The organism is Isoptericola cucumis (assembly GCF_014635665.1).
Classification (GTDB): domain Bacteria; phylum Actinomycetota; class Actinomycetes; order Actinomycetales; family Cellulomonadaceae; genus Isoptericola; species Isoptericola cucumis.
Map to the genome: position 1 here is coordinate 314,477 of NZ_BMDG01000002.1, position 15,443 is coordinate 329,919.

The following is a 15,443-nucleotide window of genomic DNA, read 5'->3' on the forward strand; positions in this document are numbered from 1 at the left end:
CCCGATGACGGTCGAGAAGGACGTCACGCCCGTCCAGGGCAGCTCGGTCATCCATAAACCCCAGGTCTGGGGCGGCGTCGCGCCGGTCGCGCGGCCGCCCCGGGCCAGGGAAGCCTGGCAGTCGGCGCTCGTCTCGCGGGCGCTGCTCGTCGACGTGGCGGCGATCGTCGTCGCGGTCGCGGCGGCCTACCTGGTGCGCTTCGACCTCGAGGTCGACGTGGGGCTGCTGGAGCCGCGCGGCGGGCAGTACCTGCTGATCTCCGTGGTCCTGGTCGAGGCATGGGTGCTCGCGCTCGGCGTCGGCGGCGCCCGCAGCCACCGGGTGCTGGGATCCGGTCGCGAAGAGGTCGTGCGCGCCGTGCGAGCCTCGCTCGCGCTCTTCGGGCTCGTGGCGGTGATCTGCTACCTGCTGAAGTTCGACCTTGCCCGCTCGTACGTCGCGGTGGCGCTGCCCGTCGGCCTCGCCCTCCTGCTGGCCGGCCGGGCGCTCCTCGCACGGCGCCTGCACGCCGATCGCGCGCGAGGGGAGTACCGCCGGCGCACCCTGCTGGTCGGCGCGCTCGACACCGTCCACGACCTCGGTGTGCGCATGCGTCGCGCGCGCGCGGCCGGCTTCGACGTCGTCGGGGTCTGCGTGCCGGGCGGTGCCGCGGTGGCGTCGCCGCTGCCCGACGTCCCGGTGCTCGGAGACGTCCGGGAGGCGCCGGACATCGCGCGGAGGTCAGGCATCGACGCGGTCGCCGTCACTGCCTCCGACACGGCCACGACCCAGATGATCAAGCAGTTCGCGTGGGACCTCGAACCGACCGGGGCGGACCTGCTGGTCGTCCCCGGCCTCGCGGACGTCGCGAGTCCCCGCCTCCTGGTGACGCCGGTCGACGGGGTCCCCGTGGTCCAGGTCGCCCCGCCCGGCTACACCGGCACCCAGCACGTGCTGAAGCGCGCCTTCGACGTCGCGGTCGCAGGGATCGGCCTGGTGCTCGTCGCGCTGCCGCTGCTCCTCGTCGCCGGCGTCGTCCGCCTCACCAGTCCGGGCCCAGCCCTCTTCCGGCAGGAGCGCATCGGGCTGAACGGTGAGCCGTTCACCCTCTACAAGCTGCGCACCATGCGCCTCGGCGCCGAGGCGCAGCTCGCCGAGGCCCTCGACGGTGTGGCCGGGGTCTTCTACAAGCCCAAGGCCGACCCTCGGGTCACCCGCTTCGGCCGATTCCTGCGCCGGTACTCGATCGACGAGTTCCCTCAGCTGCTCAACGTGCTCAAGGGGGACATGAGCCTCGTCGGACCGCGGCCGCAGGTCGCGTTCGAGGTCGCGCAGTACGACGACGCTCTACGACGCCGGCTTCTCGTCAAGCCCGGCCTGACGGGGCTCTGGCAGGTGAGCGGTCGTAACGACCTGCCGCTCGACCAGAGCACGCGACTGGACCTGTATTACGTGGAGAACTGGACGCTCGTCGGCGACATCGGGATCCTGCTCCGCACCGCACGGGCGGTGCTCAGCCCTGACGGGGCCTACTGACGGCCTGGGCCGGAGCCCTCAGATCCGGTGGAACGCCTGAGGAGCCGTGTGCTGCGCCAGACGGTCGCGAGGTCACGGCGCAGCGTCGGCCAGCTCAGCGCCACGACGCCGAGGGTCGCGACGGTGCTGCCGAGGCCGACCGCGATCTCTGCCCATGGTCCGGCGAGGTCGAGTCGTGACGCGACGACGCTGCCCACGGTGGCGGCGGTCCCGTGCGCGACGACAGCACGGAAGGCGACGCCGAACAGCTGGCCGGCCGGGGCGTCGTTCGTCCGACGGATCCAGAGCAGGCCTGCCAGCCAGGTGACGACGGCCGACGCGGCCACGCCACCCGCCACACCTGTCATTCCGCCGACCGATCCGACGACGATGGCAACCAGCAGCAGCGGGCGGGTGACGAGGGTGAAGACGAACAGCGCGCGTGTACGACCCGTCGACAGCAGGACCCAGGTGGTCGGCTGTGTCGCCGTCTCGAAGACAGCGGCGATCATCAGCAGCGTCAGGACGGGCGCTGCCGGCGCCCAGGAGGGCCCGAGCACGATGTCGACGAGCGGTGAGGCCATCGCTGCGGCCACCGTGCAGATCGGTGTGAGCGCGTGCAGCAGGATCGTCTGGCCTCGTCGCACGAACGGCCAGAACTCGTCCTTCTCGTCCTGCAGGCGGGCCAGGATCGTCAGGGCGACGCGCTGCGCCGGGTACGTGAGCTGCCGCATGGGAAGGGCCATCAGCTGGAACGCCCGGTTGTAGAGTCCGGCCGAGACCGCGCCGAACCGGAAGCCGACCACGATCGTGTCGGCGGCGCGACACGTCTGCTCGACCAGCTGGCTGGCGAGAAGATGGAGGCCGTAGGACACGAGCGGGCGGATGCTCACCCGGCGATGGGGGAGACGCGGTACCCAACCCGCGACGCCGGCCGAGCCGACGCAGATCACCAGGGCGATCGCGAGGTTCTGCCCTACCAGGGCCCAGTAGGCGCCTCCGAGCAGGGCGATGGCGACCGCGGTGACGAGGCCGGCGACCTGGCCGACGACGTCGATCCCCGCAGCGGCCGTGAATCGCATCTCCCGCACGATGCTTGCGCTGTACTGGGTGGTCATTCCCCCCAGCACGAACGTCAGGGCGAGCCACCGCGTGACCTCGGTCAGGGTGGGCTCGCCGTAGAACGCCGCAACCAGCGGCGCGAGGAGGTAGAGCGTCGCTCCGGTGGCGCAACCGAGTGCCGTGTTGAGCCAGAACAGGTTGTCGCGCTCCTCCTCGGACAGCGTCGCGGCCTGGATCGCAGCGTTCGCCATCCCGCCCTCCCGCACGACGTCGCCGATACGCACCACAGCGGCGGCCATCGCCACCAGCCCGAAGTCCTCGGGCAGGAGGAGTCGGGCGAGGACGACCAGCGATATCCCCTGAACGCCTGCCCGCACGAGCTGTCCGACGAGTGTCGAGACGCCGCCGCGGGCGGCGATTCCTCCGAGGCGGCGCGGGCCACCCACAGCGCCGCCCGTCATGCGGTGGAGGCGGCACGTGGTGTTGCGGGCGGGTTGCCGTACGCGAGGGCGATGGGCACGGCGAGGCCGACGACGAAGTACAGCTCGTTGTGGCTCGAGTAGAGCGACGTGGCGACGACCAGGGCGACCAGAAACATGGCCATCACCCATTCCCTTCTGCGAACGAGGGCGAGCGCGGTCCGTGCCAGGACCGCGAGGTACAGGAGCGCGACCCACAGCGGGAACTCCAGGACGATCGAGCCCAGCGTCGAGTGGAGCGGCGCCGTGCCCTCCAAGATGGCCTGGTAGACCAAGGGATCCTTGACGGCGATGCTCGTGAGGTCGACCTGGCTCCCTGCCACGGAGTTCGAGAAACCCCCGGGTGTAACTCCGAGCAGCAGGTTCCATGCACTGTCCATCTTGAGCTGTGCGCCGAGCGAGAGCAGCTCGAGGTGAGAGGCCGTCGATGCGGACGTCGACTCGCCCGGAGCCAGCACCCGCTCGAAGACGGTGAACTGCGCCGCCGCGCGCGCTGCAAGCAGCCCGGGGAGCACGACGGCGGCGAGCAACACGAGATGCGCCCCGTACACCTGCCACACCTTGACCGCGTGGGCGCGAACCAGGCGGTACTCGGTCACGAAGGCCAGCGCGAGCAACGGAGCGAAGAAGAAGGGCATCCTGGAATAGGTGATCAGGGCGAGGGCGAAGAAGCCGAGGGCGACGAGCAGCCGGAGCGGCGTGCGGAGGAATCGCAGCGAGGCGAAGGCGAGAAAGCACGCTGCCACGGCGGCGTGCGAGTTGTCGTCGAAACCGAGGTCCGGAATCTCGGTTCCCGTCCAGCGGTCGTGGGCGAGCATCGCCACGAGCACCACCGCGGTCACGGGGATGGCGTGGCGGACCCCGTGCGACAGGGCGTCCGCGGCGCCGTGGTCACGGCTGGCCCGGTAGACGGCGACCAGGTAGACCGTGGCGAGCACGAAGTAGATCATGTGCGTAGGCAGGATCCGGGCGCCGTACTGCAACGAGATCGACAGCGACGCGACCGCCACGGAGGCGACGCCCGCCAGGATCAGGATCACGTCGCGGGCTCGCAGGAGCCGGGGATAGGCCACGAAGAGCAAGGCGATCCCGACGACCTGCGCGATGTTGGAGACGGCGAGCCGGTCCGCCAGCTTCATCCCGAAGAGCATCCCGACCATCACGATCACGGTCGACGCCGCGACGAGTCGCGCCGCGCGGTCGACGTCGTGAGGTGCCGCCGCCTGCACCGGGTCGGCGACGGCTGTCATGCAGATCCTTCGACGCGTACCGCACGCGCCCGACCGACCGTGGTGCGGACGGAGCGCAGCGCCGGCCGGACCAACCCGCGGGCCGTGGTGCGTGCGAGCGCGACGGGGTCTCGCGCGAACAACCGCCAGTGTCGCCCCATGATGCGACGGATGCTGGCGTCTCTGACCCGAGCGTCACCGCGGGTGATGGAGTCCTCGGACATGAACTTGTCCGCCACGACGACCGGCACGTGCAGAAGCCGGGCGTTCGTCCTCTCGATCAGGGACAACCACAGGTCCCAGTCCTGGAACCGCCGGAGGCCATGGTCGAATCGCACGACCTGGAGCAGGGCTGCGTCGAGGATCGCGGACTGGGTGGAGAACCGGTTCGTCAGCCGGAGCGCACGCCGGGGATCGCCGACGGGGCGTGGTGGCTCGAGCCTCGGGCTCGACCCGGCCCACGCCCGGCACGTCCCGAAGACCACGGTGTCGGGGCCGGCCCAGGGCCGCAGGTGCTCCACGAAGGTGGGCATCCATCGGTCGTCGCTGTCCTGGAACGCGACGAGGTCGCCCTCGGACTCGGCGATGCCCCGGTTCCGTGCGGCGGTCGCACCGAGGTGCGGCTGCTGCACCAGCCGGACGCGGGAGTCCCTCTCTGCTGCTTCCGCCACGATCGCGGGAGTGCTGTCGGAGGACCCGTCGTCGACGACGACGAGCTCGTGCACGGGGACGGTCTGCTCGAGCACACTGTCGATCGCTGCGGGCAGCGTCTCCGCGCGGTCGTAGGTCGGCAGCACGACGCTGACCCGGTCGTGCGTCGCCCTCGACGTCTCGCTCATGAGCCCGCCACCGCTGCCCTGGAGCGAACGGCGGCCCTCGACACGTCGGCGGCCTGCACGAGACCGCTCACCGCGGTGGAGAGCGCGAAGCGCAGCCAGATGCCCAGGACGACGCCTGCGTCGACCAGCGGGTGCCCCCGCTGATGCTTGAGGTAGAAGAGCACCATGCTGCGGTGGAAGTGGAAGTTCAGCCGCAACGGTCGTGTGCGGCCGGACGAACCTCCCTTGAGGTGCGTCGCGGAGACCCGGCCGTCGTAGACGATCCTCCAACCCTGGGACCGCATCCGCACGCACCAGTCCAGGTCTTCGGCGTACATCCAGAACCGCCCGTCGAGGGGACCGACCTCGCGGACAGCCTCGGAGCGGACGAGCATGAAGGCCCCGTTCACGGCTTCGACATCGGCGACGTCGAACTCGCCGACGTCCGGCGCGGTGTACGCGGTGCCGGTGCGTCCGACGAGCCTGAGGGCGAAGTACCGGGCAGCGGTCCAGGGCCTAGGGATCCGTCTCTTGGCAGCATGGTCGAGCGTTCCGTCGGCCGTGACGAGCCGGCATCCCACGATGCCCACGTCGGGCGCCCCGTCCATCCCGTCGAGGAGCTGATCGAGGATTCCGGGAGATATCTCGGTGTCGGGATTGAGGAGAAGCACGTAATCGGCAGAGATGTCGGAAAGGACCTCATTGTTCGCCACCGCGAAGCCGTCGTTCGACTTCCGGCGGTGCAGGATGAACTCCGGAAATCGTGCCGCCACCACATCGGGGGTGTCGTCGGGGGAGCAGTTGTCGACGACATGCACCGTCGTTTTATCCGGTGCAGAGAGGCGGACCGAGGAAAGGCACCGTGCGACAAGATCGGGCCGCCCGTAGGTCACCACGATGATCTGAAGCCGATCCACGGGACTGACCTCCTCGACGCGTCGCCGAGCATTTCGAGCCGAGCGGGACGATGTCACACTATCCACGCACCACAGCGAGTGCAGCGTGAGCGCGCGGTGCGCACCCTTCGCAGTTAGGCTCGCTGATGGTTCAACTTCGACAATCCGACCGACGTGCGACGACTCGGGTGGTTCGAGCGAGGTGACGACGGGGGTGCCATGGGGCTGGCCGAGTATCTGAGCGTCCTCCGTAAGCACTGGCTCGTGATCGCCATCTCGGCGGTTGCGGGGATCGTTCTTGCGGGACTGCTGTCGACCGCCACCACTCCGCAGTACCAGGCCCAGTCCCAGGTCTTCGTGTCGACACGGTCGGGAGAGTCTCTGGGTGACCTCGTCGCCGGGAACTCCTTCACCGCGAACCAGGTCTCGTCCTACACGGCGTTGGTGTCGAGCCCTCGAGTTCTCCAGCCGGTGATCGACGAGCTCGGGCTGGCAGACTCCGTCGACACCTTGGCGGAGAGGGTGACAGCGGAATCCCCCGAGGAGACTGTTCTCATCACCATCAGCGTCACCGATCCACAACCGCAGGGTGCGGCCGAGACGGCGGACGCGATCGCATCGAGCCTTGCGACCGTCGTCGCCGAGCTGGAGCGCCCTTCGGGCGGCGAACCCTCGCCGGTCCAGATCAGCACGGTCCGGGAGGCGCAGGTCCCGGAAGGCCCCGTCACGCCGCGCACGACGTTGAACGTCGCGTTGGGCCTCGCCCTCGGTCTCCTCATCGGCGTGGGCATCGCGGTGCTCCGAGCGACCCTCGACACCCGTGTGCGGTCGGACGAGGACGTCCGTGCTCTGACCGATGCACCGCTGCTCGGGACGATCGCGTTCGACGAAGAAGCGGTGAGCCAGCCGCTCATCGTCCAGGGCAGCCCGCACAGCCGTCGCGCCGAGTCGTTCCGGAGGCTCCGGACCAACCTGCAGTTCCTCGAGTTCGACGACGACCGACGGCGGGTGCTGGTCACCTCCTCGCTCCCGGGGGAAGGGAAGTCCACCACCGCGATCAACCTCGCCATCACCTTGGCGCACGCGGGTACGCGGGTCGTGCTCGTGGACGGAGACCTGCGACGTCCGAGCGTGTCCCGGTACCTCGGTCTCGAGGGGTCCGTGGGTCTGACGACCGTGCTCATCGGACGGGTGCCCCTGGAAGCAGCGGTGCAACCGTGGGGAGACACCAACCTGTTCGTGCTCCCGAGCGGGGAGATCCCCCCGAACCCGAGCGAGCTCCTGGGCTCGGCGCAGATGGAACGGCTGGTCGCCCAGCTCGACGAACAGTACGAGGTGGCCGTGATCGACAGCGCCCCGCTCCTTCCGGTCACCGACAGCGCGGTGCTCGCGAGGCTCACCGGCGGGACGATCCTGGTCGTCAGGGCGGGCGAGATCCACAACGCCCAGGTGCAACAGGCACTCCGCGTCCTGTCGACCGGCGGGGCAAGTCTCCACGGGGTCGTGCTGAACGGGGTGGCACAGTCCGATGCGTCGGAGTATCGCTACCAGTACTACGAGCAGGACGGTGGGTCCGACGGCAGATCAGGGGTCGGTGCACCGAGCCACCCGGGGGACCAGATGCTGCACGGGGCGCACTCCTCCGGTCGTACTCGTAGCCGGGTCGGGCTCGGAGGACCGTGACCATCAACGGGCGGGTGAGGTGGCCCGGGGCAGCCAGACCGTCGTCTGGGCCGCCTTCGACTTGCTCGGCGCAAGGCCCCGGATCGTGACGTGACGGTGCCTGCGGGCGAGCTCGAACGTGGGGGCGTACCGCGACCTCTCGGAGTCGTCGAGCAGCAGCATGCCTCCGGGACGGACCTTGGGCAGCGCGTGCTCGAAGCACCGGACGCGCTGCCTGCCGTCAACGACGACGACGTCGAAGTGCTCGTCGGGGTAGTCGTCGATCGCGGGAACGTAGTCGGCGTAGTCGTCGGCGGCGCTCCTGACGAGGAGGTCGACGTTCGAAAGGGCGGCCGTCCGTTCCCGTAGTGCCTCCGCCCACTCCGGGTCGTGCTCGACCGTCACCACCTCGCCGGCCCGTTCTGCCATCCACAGCGTCGAGCCGCCGCCCCCGTACTCGAAGACCGAGGACTCGGGGGTGAGCACCTCGTCGAGCCGGTCGATGATCTGGAAGGGTAGCCAGGGGAGCCTGAGCTCCAGGGTGGTGCGCTCGACCGTGGGGATCCATCGTCCGAGGTAGCCGACCTGGCGCGGGTCCCGGACGATCTGGCCTCCGACGCGAGCTGCGCCGCGGACCGCGATCCACAGTCGTCCCGGGTCGCGGACGAGCATCTTGGCAACGCGCGACGACGCCGAGGTTGACTCTCGCAGCATGGATTCGACTGTACGAGCGCGTGCTCAGCGGCGCGCGCTCAGAACGTCGGTATCGCAAGGCCTCGCGGCATTCCCGTCCCGATCTAAGTCATTTCGTCCCGACAAAGACGCGTTCGCCACGGACCAGGCCGTATCGTCGGCAGTCCGCCGGGCTGGCGACGAATTCGGAGAGCTCGAATCCCGCGGACTTGATCCGGTCGCGCAAGTCTTTGCCGAAATACCGGACATGGTCGGTCTGACCGAACTCGATCTTGCGCTCCCGGGCGTCCGTCACGCCGGTGTTCTCATGGCTGCGGTCCCAACCCTCCACGATGGGAACCATCACGATCAGGCGGCCCCCGGGAGCCAGGACGCGGTACAGCTCCCTGAGAGCCGATCGGTCGTCGACGTGTTCCAGGACGTGTGAGCACACGATCGCGTCGAAGGAGTCGTCTTCGAGGTCGATCGCCTCGATGTCGACTCGGATGTCCGCGACGGTCTCGTCGATGTCCGCGGACACGACGAGGCCCGGCGAGATCTCGTGGAGAAGCTGCGCTACCTGCATCTCGGGAGCGAAATGGAGGACGCGATCGCCCGGCGCGACGAGCGCTTGCCGCTGGACGGCGAGCAGGAGGAGCCGGTGTCGTTCGAACGACCGGCAGACCCGGCACTTGGCGTCGAGCCGCGGCGGGTCGCCCGCGGGCGAGAATCTTCCTCGATATCCGCAGAACGGACACTCGCGTGGTGCGACACCCCGGAGCATCCGGACGGTCGACCGCGCGACGAACCTCGCGTCTGCCGCGACGCTCCGGACCTGACCTGCGGCACGTCGCCTTCGCGGGGTCGACTGCGATGGTCGTACGGACCGCACGTGCGCCACTTGTTTTGATTCCATGCCACCGGCCTTCGCGCGTGTCGCCTGTGATTGGTGTGCGTGCATTTCGTCAGCCCACCGGAGGGAGACAATTCATTCCCGTCGATGTCCGGCATTCCCGCTGCAGCGAGCGTATCGCCGGACCTCGAGTTCGACCTCCCAGGGGAATTACGACACATGGATTGCGGCACACCGTTCGTGGCGCCGATGTCGAGTGCCGGAGGTAGTGTCGGCAGACGCCTGCCTCGGCAGCCGACGGGAGGTGCGCAGGTGCGGATCTGGCCGAGCTCCGGGGGCGCCACCGTGGGCCGACGCAGACAACACGGTGTTCGTTCCGCGCTCGTGCTGGTCCCCGCGGCCGTCGGCCTGTTCGTGGGCTGCGGCCTCACCGGCGGGCCGCCAGAGAGGACGGGTCCGTCCACGCCGCCGGGTCGCACCGCATCCGTCACCCCTGCTGCCGACCTCGAGAGGCTGGTGAACGTCGCACGCGAGGACGCGGGCGTCGAGGTGCTGGAGCACGACGACTGTGCCGCGCGGGTGGCCGCGGAGCGTGCGCAGGCCCTCGTCGGCGCACAGGAACTGACGCACGGTGACCTGGACGACGTGCTCGACGAGTGCGGCGTCGCGCGGGCGGGCGAGAACCTCGCCCGGTCGGAGCGACCGCCGCAGGAGGTGGTGGACGCGTGGCTCGCTTCGCCGGGGCATGCATCGAACGTCCGTGACCAGGGCTTCGACCGTGGCGCGGTGGCGTGCGTGCAGGACGGGGAGGCCGAAAAGAGGCCGCAGATGCTGTGCTCGCACGTGTTCCTCGAGAGCGACGACGCCGACTGAGCGGCGGCGCCCCTCCGGTGGACCGGCCGATGTGAAATCGGCGTCACGGACGGGATTCCATGAAGGAATCCTTCACACGGTCTGCCATGATTCTGCTCATGGCGAACCAGACCACCGCGCCGCCGGCAGGCGACCTGAGCGCGATCGACCGCTTCTTCAAGATCACCGAGCGAGGCTCGACCATCGGGTCGGAGATCCGCGGCGGGCTGGTGACGTTCTTCGCGATGAGCTACATCATCGTGCTGAACCCGCTGATCATCGGCACGGTGCCGGACGGCACGGGCCAGGTGCTCGGCGGCGGTGCGGAGGCGACGCCCGAGAGCCTCGCCATGGTCGCGTCCGCCACGGCGCTGGTCGCCGGTGTCGTGACCATCATCATGGGCGTCGGCGCGAACTACCCCCTCGGCCTCGCGGCGGGCCTGGGCCTCAACGCCGTCGTCGCGTACTCGATCGCCGGCCTGCCGAACGTGACCTGGGCCGACGCGATGGGCCTCGTGGTCATCGAGGGCATCATCATCCTGCTCCTGGTGCTCACCGGGTTCCGCGAGGCGGTGTTCCGGGCCGTCCCGGTGGAGCTCAAGACGGCGATCAGCGTCGGCATCGGCATGTTCATCGCGCTCGTCGGCCTGGTCAACGCCGGCTTCGTCGTGCCGGGCGACGGCACCGTCCTCGCGCTGGGCAACCTCGGCACCTGGCCGATCCTCGTGTTCGTCGTCGGGCTCGTGCTGACGATCGTGCTGTTCGTGCGCAAGGTCCGCGGCGCCATGCTCGTCGCGATCATCACGGCGACGGCGCTCGCGGTGGTGCTGGAGAACACGCTGCACATCGGCACCAAGGCCGAGGGCAACCCGAACGGCTTCAACCTCAACGCCCCGGCGTTCGACGGCGTCGTGACCACGCCCGACCTCGGCCTGATCGGCGAGTTCTCCCTGCTGGGCTCCTTCGAGAACATCGCCGCGGTCTCCGTGGTCCTCATCGTGTTCTCGCTGCTCATCGCGGACTTCTTCGACACGATGGGCACGATGGTCGCCGTCGGCGGCGAGGCCAAGCTGCTCGACGCCGAGGGGAACCCGCCCCGCACGCGCGCCATCCTCGTCGCGGACTCCGTGGCCGCCATCGCCGGCGGCGTCGGCAGCACGTCGTCCAACACCGCCTACGTGGAGTCGACGACGGGCGTGGGCGCCGGCGCCCGCACCGGCTTCGCGGCCGTCGTCACCGGTGTCGCCTTCCTGCTCGCGACCTTCCTGTCGCCGGTGGTCGCACTGGTGCCCTACGAGGCGGCCGCCCCGGCCCTCGTCTTCGTGGGCTACCTGATGATGGCGCAGGTGGCGGGCATCTCCTGGCGCAACGTGGAGATCGCCATCCCGGCGTTCCTCACGATCATCATCATGCCGTTCACCTACTCCATCGCCGACGGCATCGGCGCCGGCTTCATCTCCTTCGTCATCATCAAGCTCGCGCTGGGCAAGGTGCGGCAGATCCACGCGCTGATGTGGATCGCCGCGGCCATGTTCGTCGTCTACTTCACGCTGGGGCCGATCCAGGCGGCGCTCGGCCTCTGACCTGAGGGCCGACCACCTGGGACCGTCGTCGCCCCGGGGAGTGCCCGCGCCCTAGGCTGAGCGCGACACCGCCCGGACAGGCCTGCCCGGGCGGCGCCTGCGACGAAGGGCGGCACGCGTGAAGGTCTCGGTGATCGGCCTCGGTTACCTCGGGGCGGTCCACGCCGCGAGCATGGCGAGCCTGGGGCACGACGTCGTGGGGGTCGACGTGGACGCCGGCCGCGTGGCGGCGCTCGCGGCCGGCAAGGCCCCGTTCTTCGAGCCAGGGCTGGACGACCTGCTGGCCCGGGTCGAGGCCACGGGGCGGCTCACCGTGTCCACCGACATGTCGGCGGTCGCGGGCGCCCGGGTGCACTTCATGTGCGTCGGGACGCCGCAGCGCGACGACGGCAACGCGGCCGACCTGTCCTTCGTCGACACGGCGACGGCCGCGCTGGCGGCGCACCTCGGCCCGGGGGAGGTGGTCGCGGGCAAGTCGACGGTCCCGGTGGGGACGGCGGCGCGCCTGGCCGAGGCGGTGGCGGCCGCGGCGCCGGGCGCCGTCCTCGCGTGGAACCCGGAGTTCCTGCGCGAGGGCCTCGCCGTGCAGGACACGCTGCACCCCGACCGGCTGGTCTACGGGGTCCCCGAGGGCCCGGCGGGGGAGCGCGCGGCGGCGGCCCTCGACGAGGTGTACGCCGCGCCCCTGGCCGAGGGCGTGCCGCGCATCGTCACCGACTACCCGACGGCGGAGCTCGTCAAGGTGGCGGCCAACTCGTTCCTCGCCACCAAGATCTCCTTCATCAACGCGATGGCGGAGCTCTGCGAGGTCGCCGGGGGAGACGTGACCCGGCTGGCCGACGCCATCGGGCACGACGCGCGCATCGGCCGCCGCTTCCTCAACGCCGGGCTCGGCTTCGGCGGCGGCTGCCTGCCCAAGGACATCCGCGCCTTCATGGCACGCGCCGACGAGCTCGGGGCGGGTGACGCCGTCGCGTTCCTCGGCGAGGTGGACGCCATCAACACCCGCCGCCGGGCACGCATGGTCGAGCTGGCGACCGAGGTGCTCGGGGGCATGGTCGACGGCGCCGAGGTGACCGTGCTGGGGGCCGCGTTCAAGCCCGACAGCGACGACGTGCGCGACTCCCCGGCGCTCGACGTGGCGACGCGGCTCGCCGAGCTCGGTGCGGCCGTCACGGTGCACGACCCGCAGGCGATCGACAACGCGCGCGCCAAGCGGCCCGACCTGCGGTACGAGCGCGACCTCGAGGAGGCCCTCGCCGGCGCGGACGCCGTCCTCGTGCTGACGGAGTGGCAGGACTACAAGGAGCTGGACCCGGAGCGCGTGGGCGTCCTCGTCGCGCAGCGCACGGTGCTCGACGGTCGCAACGCGCTGAGCCGGTCCGCGTGGACCGCGGCGGGCTGGCGGTACCGCGCCCTCGGCAGGCGCTGAGGGGCCCCCGGTCGCCACCCCGCGGCCGCGGGAGCCGGCGTCCCGGCTGTGGCCCGGGTCTCTCCACGGGTGGGAATAGAACGATTCGATCGTTGGTTGACCAAGGCGTCCACCCCCCCGAGGAACAGGAGTCCTGTGGCACCCGTGAGTGACGACCACCTCCGGAGCATCGACCGATGAGCGCCACGTTCTCCTCCCTCAAGTACGCCAACTACCGCATCTGGTTCGCGGCCGCCCTGGTGGCCAACGTGGGCACCTGGATGCAGCGCGTCGCGCAGGACTGGATCGTCCTGACCGACCTCAGCGACGAGTCGGGCGTCGCCGTCGGCATCACCACGGCCCTGCAGTTCGTGCCGTTCCTGCTGCTGTCCCCGTGGGCCGGCGTCCTGGCCGACCGGCTGCCGCGCCGCCGCCTGCTGATGGCGACCCAGGGCGGCATGGGCCTGCTCGCGCTCGGGCTCGGCGCCCTCGTGCTGTCCGGGCGGGCGGAGCTGTGGCACGTCTACGTCTTCGCGCTGCTGCTCGGCGTGGTCTCGGCGCTGGACAGCCCGGCCCGGCAGACGTTCGTCGCCGACCTGGTGCCCGTGGAGAAGCTGCCCAACGCCATCGGCCTGAACAGCGCGTCGTTCAACGGCGCCCGCCTCATCGGCCCGGGCGTCGCCGGCCTGCTCATCGCCGCCGTCGGCGCGGGCTGGGTCTTCATGATCAACGGCGTCACGTTCGCCGCGACCATCGCGGCGCTCGCCCTGATGAACGTGCGCCAGCTGCGCAGCCGCCCGGCCACGCCCCGCGCGAAGGGCCAGATCCTCGAGGGCGTGCGCTACGTGCGGGGCCGCACCGACATCGTCGTCATCATGGTCGTGATGTTCGTGGTCTCGGTGTTCGGGCTGAACTTCCAGCTCACGTCCGCGCTGATGGCCCGGGTCGAGTTCGACCGGGGGGCGAGCGAGTACGGCATCCTCGGCTCGGTGCTGGCCATCGGGTCGCTGACGGGGGCGCTGCTCGCCGCGCGCCGCGACCGGCCGCGGGTGCGGCTGGTCATCGGCTCCGCCTTCGCCTTCGCGGTGTCGACCGCGGTGCTGGGCCTCATGCCGACCTACTCGACGTTCGTGGTCGCGTGCATCCCGGTGGGGCTCGCGTCCCTGACGATGATGACGGCCGCGAACAGCGCGCTGCAGGTCTCCACCGACCCCGTGATGCGGGGGCGGGTCATGGCGCTGTACGTCATGGTCTTCCAGGGCGCGACGCCGATCGGCGCGCCGGTCGTCGGCTGGATCGGCGAGGCGTGGGGGCCGCGCTGGTCCATCCTGGTCGGCTCGATCGCGACGTTCGCGGTCGCGATCGCGGCGACCGTCTGGGCGATCCGGCGCTGGCGCCTGCGGGTGCGCTACCGCGTGCTGCAGCGCCCGCACCTGCAGATCGAGTACCTCGACCGCGACCGCGACTGCGCCGTCGAGCGGCCGGCGGCCGCGCTGGCCGCCTGACCGCGCGGCGGGGCCGTCCGGGCGACGACGTCAGACGCCGGCCTTGGCCTGCTGGCGCCGCTTGAGGCGCCGCTCGAAGGCGTCCCGCGACCGCATCTCGTCCTCGGTGGGCCACATCATCACGATGAAGATCAGGGCCACCGTGAGCGCCGCGATCCCGAAGATGAGCGGGCCGAGGAGGTCGATCGGGTTGGTGCCGCCCGGCGGCACGCCGGGCGTGCCCTCGATGTTCAGCGCCGCCATGCCGGTGTAGTGCATGCCGCTCACCGCCACGCCCATGATCATCGCGGCGCCGGTGGTGGCCTTCCACCCCTTCACGTGCACGCACAGCCACAGGGCGGCGGTCGCGGCGACGATCGCGATGACGACCGACACCCCGACGATCCAGGTGGTGTAGGTCATGTGGCCGGACATCCGCATGGCCGCCATGCCCATGTAGTGCATCGCCGCGACGCCGAACCCGGCCACGAGCCCGCCGATGAGCAGCACCCAGGCGCGGTCGCCGGCGAAGCCCACGAGGAACAGCCCGATCGCGACGACGACCACGGCCACCAGGGCGCTGAGGACGGTCATCGGGACGTCGTAGTAGATCGGCATGCCGGTCACGGTGAAGCCGAGCATCGCGATGAAGTGCATGACCCACACGCCGGTGCCGCCGATGGCGACCGCGCCGATCAGCAGCCAGATGCTGCGGGTGCGGGCGTCCTTCGACGCTCGTGCGCGCGACGTCGCGGACAGGCCCGTCGCCGCGCCCACGCAGGACGCGAGGTACGCGAGGATCGGGGTGATGATCCCGTACGTGAGGTGGTTCATCTCCAGCATTGGTCGCCCTCCCTGGCAGCATTGCCCGGGACCCTGGCTCCAGCGTGGTGGGTCCACTCGGCGGCCGCACGCTAACAGGAAGTCGACCGGGTGAAAAAGCCGGT

At 70.4% G+C, this 15,443-nt stretch carries 13 protein-coding genes; 6 read left to right on the plus strand and 7 right to left on the minus strand.

The window, feature by feature from the left end; translation table 11 throughout:
* Nucleotides 1–4: 4 nt before the first annotated feature.
* Nucleotides 5–1,516 (plus strand): sugar transferase, encoded by a 1,512-nt coding sequence (locus tag IEW03_RS03625; RefSeq protein ID WP_188522281.1) that lies wholly within the window; start codon nucleotides 5–7, stop codon nucleotides 1,514–1,516.
* Here IEW03_RS03625 and IEW03_RS03630 read toward each other — a convergent pair.
* From IEW03_RS03630 to IEW03_RS03645, 4 genes are read right to left on the minus strand one after another with little or no spacing between them, the layout of a single operon-like run.
* Nucleotides 1,510–3,018: a lipopolysaccharide biosynthesis protein gene (locus IEW03_RS03630; protein WP_188522282.1), complete on the minus strand. Its 1,509-nt coding sequence runs from the start codon at nucleotides 3,016–3,018 to the stop codon at nucleotides 1,510–1,512. The two genes, IEW03_RS03625 and IEW03_RS03630, sit on opposite strands and share 7 nt — an antisense overlap.
* Nucleotides 3,015–4,286, minus strand: a complete 1,272-nt coding sequence (locus IEW03_RS03635) for a hypothetical protein (RefSeq protein ID WP_188522283.1) — start codon at nucleotides 4,284–4,286, stop codon at nucleotides 3,015–3,017. The genes IEW03_RS03630 and IEW03_RS03635 overlap by 4 nt, the downstream gene beginning before the upstream one ends.
* Nucleotides 4,283–5,104 (minus strand): glycosyltransferase family 2 protein, encoded by an 822-nt coding sequence (locus IEW03_RS03640; protein ID WP_188522284.1) that lies wholly within the window; start codon nucleotides 5,102–5,104, stop codon nucleotides 4,283–4,285. The genes IEW03_RS03635 and IEW03_RS03640 overlap by 4 nt, the downstream gene beginning before the upstream one ends.
* A complete protein-coding gene (locus tag IEW03_RS03645; protein ID WP_188522285.1) occupies nucleotides 5,101–6,000 on the minus strand; it encodes a glycosyltransferase family 2 protein in 900 nt (299 codons plus the stop codon). Before IEW03_RS03645 ends, IEW03_RS03640 begins: the two co-directional genes overlap by 4 nt.
* A gap of 198 nt (nucleotides 6,001–6,198) precedes the next feature.
* Between IEW03_RS03645 and IEW03_RS03650 the strand changes: the two genes are divergently transcribed.
* A complete protein-coding gene (locus IEW03_RS03650) occupies nucleotides 6,199–7,662 on the plus strand; it encodes a tyrosine-protein kinase domain-containing protein (protein ID WP_188522286.1) in 1,464 nt (487 codons plus the stop codon).
* Nucleotides 7,663–7,665: 3 nt separating this feature from the next.
* Here the strand turns inward: IEW03_RS03650 and IEW03_RS03655 are convergent, their stop codons facing one another.
* Together IEW03_RS03655 and IEW03_RS03660 are read right to left on the minus strand one after the other, a co-directional pair.
* The gene (locus IEW03_RS03655) at nucleotides 7,666–8,355 is read right to left on the minus strand and encodes an O-methyltransferase (protein WP_188522287.1); all 690 of its coding nucleotides are present in this window, start codon (nucleotides 8,353–8,355) and stop codon (nucleotides 7,666–7,668) included.
* Nucleotides 8,356–8,443: 88 nt separating this feature from the next.
* Complete coding sequence (locus tag IEW03_RS03660; protein WP_188522288.1) at nucleotides 8,444–9,097, minus strand: class I SAM-dependent methyltransferase; 654 nt, start codon at nucleotides 9,095–9,097, stop codon at nucleotides 8,444–8,446.
* Between the two features lie 216 nt (nucleotides 9,098–9,313).
* Here IEW03_RS03660 and IEW03_RS03665 point away from each other — a divergent pair, with 216 nt between their 5' ends.
* From IEW03_RS03665 to IEW03_RS03680, 4 genes are all read left to right on the plus strand, one after another.
* Nucleotides 9,314–10,039, plus strand: coding sequence for a CAP domain-containing protein (locus IEW03_RS03665; protein ID WP_229737356.1), 726 nt, complete (start codon nucleotides 9,314–9,316; stop codon nucleotides 10,037–10,039).
* A gap of 98 nt (nucleotides 10,040–10,137) precedes the next feature.
* Nucleotides 10,138–11,601, plus strand: coding sequence for an NCS2 family permease (locus IEW03_RS03670; protein ID WP_188522289.1), 1,464 nt, complete (start codon nucleotides 10,138–10,140; stop codon nucleotides 11,599–11,601).
* A 118-nt stretch (nucleotides 11,602–11,719) separates the two neighbouring features.
* Nucleotides 11,720–13,033, plus strand: a complete 1,314-nt coding sequence (locus IEW03_RS03675) for a UDP-glucose dehydrogenase family protein (protein ID WP_188522290.1) — start codon at nucleotides 11,720–11,722, stop codon at nucleotides 13,031–13,033.
* A gap of 176 nt (nucleotides 13,034–13,209) precedes the next feature.
* Entirely contained in the window at nucleotides 13,210–14,517 is a 1,308-nt protein-coding gene (locus tag IEW03_RS03680) for an MFS transporter (protein ID WP_188522291.1), read from the plus strand.
* 30 nt (nucleotides 14,518–14,547) lie between these two features.
* Here IEW03_RS03680 and IEW03_RS03685 read toward each other — a convergent pair whose 3' ends face one another.
* Nucleotides 14,548–15,339 (minus strand): MHYT domain-containing protein, encoded by a 792-nt coding sequence (locus IEW03_RS03685; RefSeq protein WP_188522292.1) that lies wholly within the window; start codon nucleotides 15,337–15,339, stop codon nucleotides 14,548–14,550.
* Nucleotides 15,340–15,443 lie beyond the last annotated feature (104 nt).

What these genes read in the sequence shown, in the direction of transcription:
- IEW03_RS03650 (WP_188522286.1), top strand. Translation starts at nt 6,199, where the DNA reads ATGGGGCTGGCCGAGTATCTGAGCGTCCTCCGTAAGCACTGGCTCGTG.
- IEW03_RS03635 (WP_188522283.1), bottom strand. Translation starts at nt 4,286, where the DNA reads ATGACAGCCGTCGCCGACCCGGTGCAGGCGGCGGCACCTCACGACGTC.
- IEW03_RS03625 (WP_188522281.1), top strand. Translation starts at nt 5, where the DNA reads ATGACGGTCGAGAAGGACGTCACGCCCGTCCAGGGCAGCTCGGTCATC.
- IEW03_RS03655 (WP_188522287.1), bottom strand. Translation starts at nt 8,355, where the DNA reads ATGCTGCGAGAGTCAACCTCGGCGTCGTCGCGCGTTGCCAAGATGCTC.
- IEW03_RS03640 (WP_188522284.1), bottom strand. Translation starts at nt 5,104, where the DNA reads ATGAGCGAGACGTCGAGGGCGACGCACGACCGGGTCAGCGTCGTGCTG.
- IEW03_RS03680 (WP_188522291.1), top strand. Translation starts at nt 13,210, where the DNA reads ATGAGCGCCACGTTCTCCTCCCTCAAGTACGCCAACTACCGCATCTGG.
- IEW03_RS03665 (WP_229737356.1), top strand. Translation starts at nt 9,314, where the DNA reads ATGTCCGGCATTCCCGCTGCAGCGAGCGTATCGCCGGACCTCGAGTTC.
- IEW03_RS03685 (WP_188522292.1), bottom strand. Translation starts at nt 15,339, where the DNA reads ATGCTGGAGATGAACCACCTCACGTACGGGATCATCACCCCGATCCTC.
- IEW03_RS03670 (WP_188522289.1), top strand. Translation starts at nt 10,138, where the DNA reads ATGGCGAACCAGACCACCGCGCCGCCGGCAGGCGACCTGAGCGCGATC.
- IEW03_RS03630 (WP_188522282.1), bottom strand. Translation starts at nt 3,018, where the DNA reads ATGACGGGCGGCGCTGTGGGTGGCCCGCGCCGCCTCGGAGGAATCGCC.
- IEW03_RS03660 (WP_188522288.1), bottom strand. Translation starts at nt 9,097, where the DNA reads ATGCTCCGGGGTGTCGCACCACGCGAGTGTCCGTTCTGCGGATATCGA.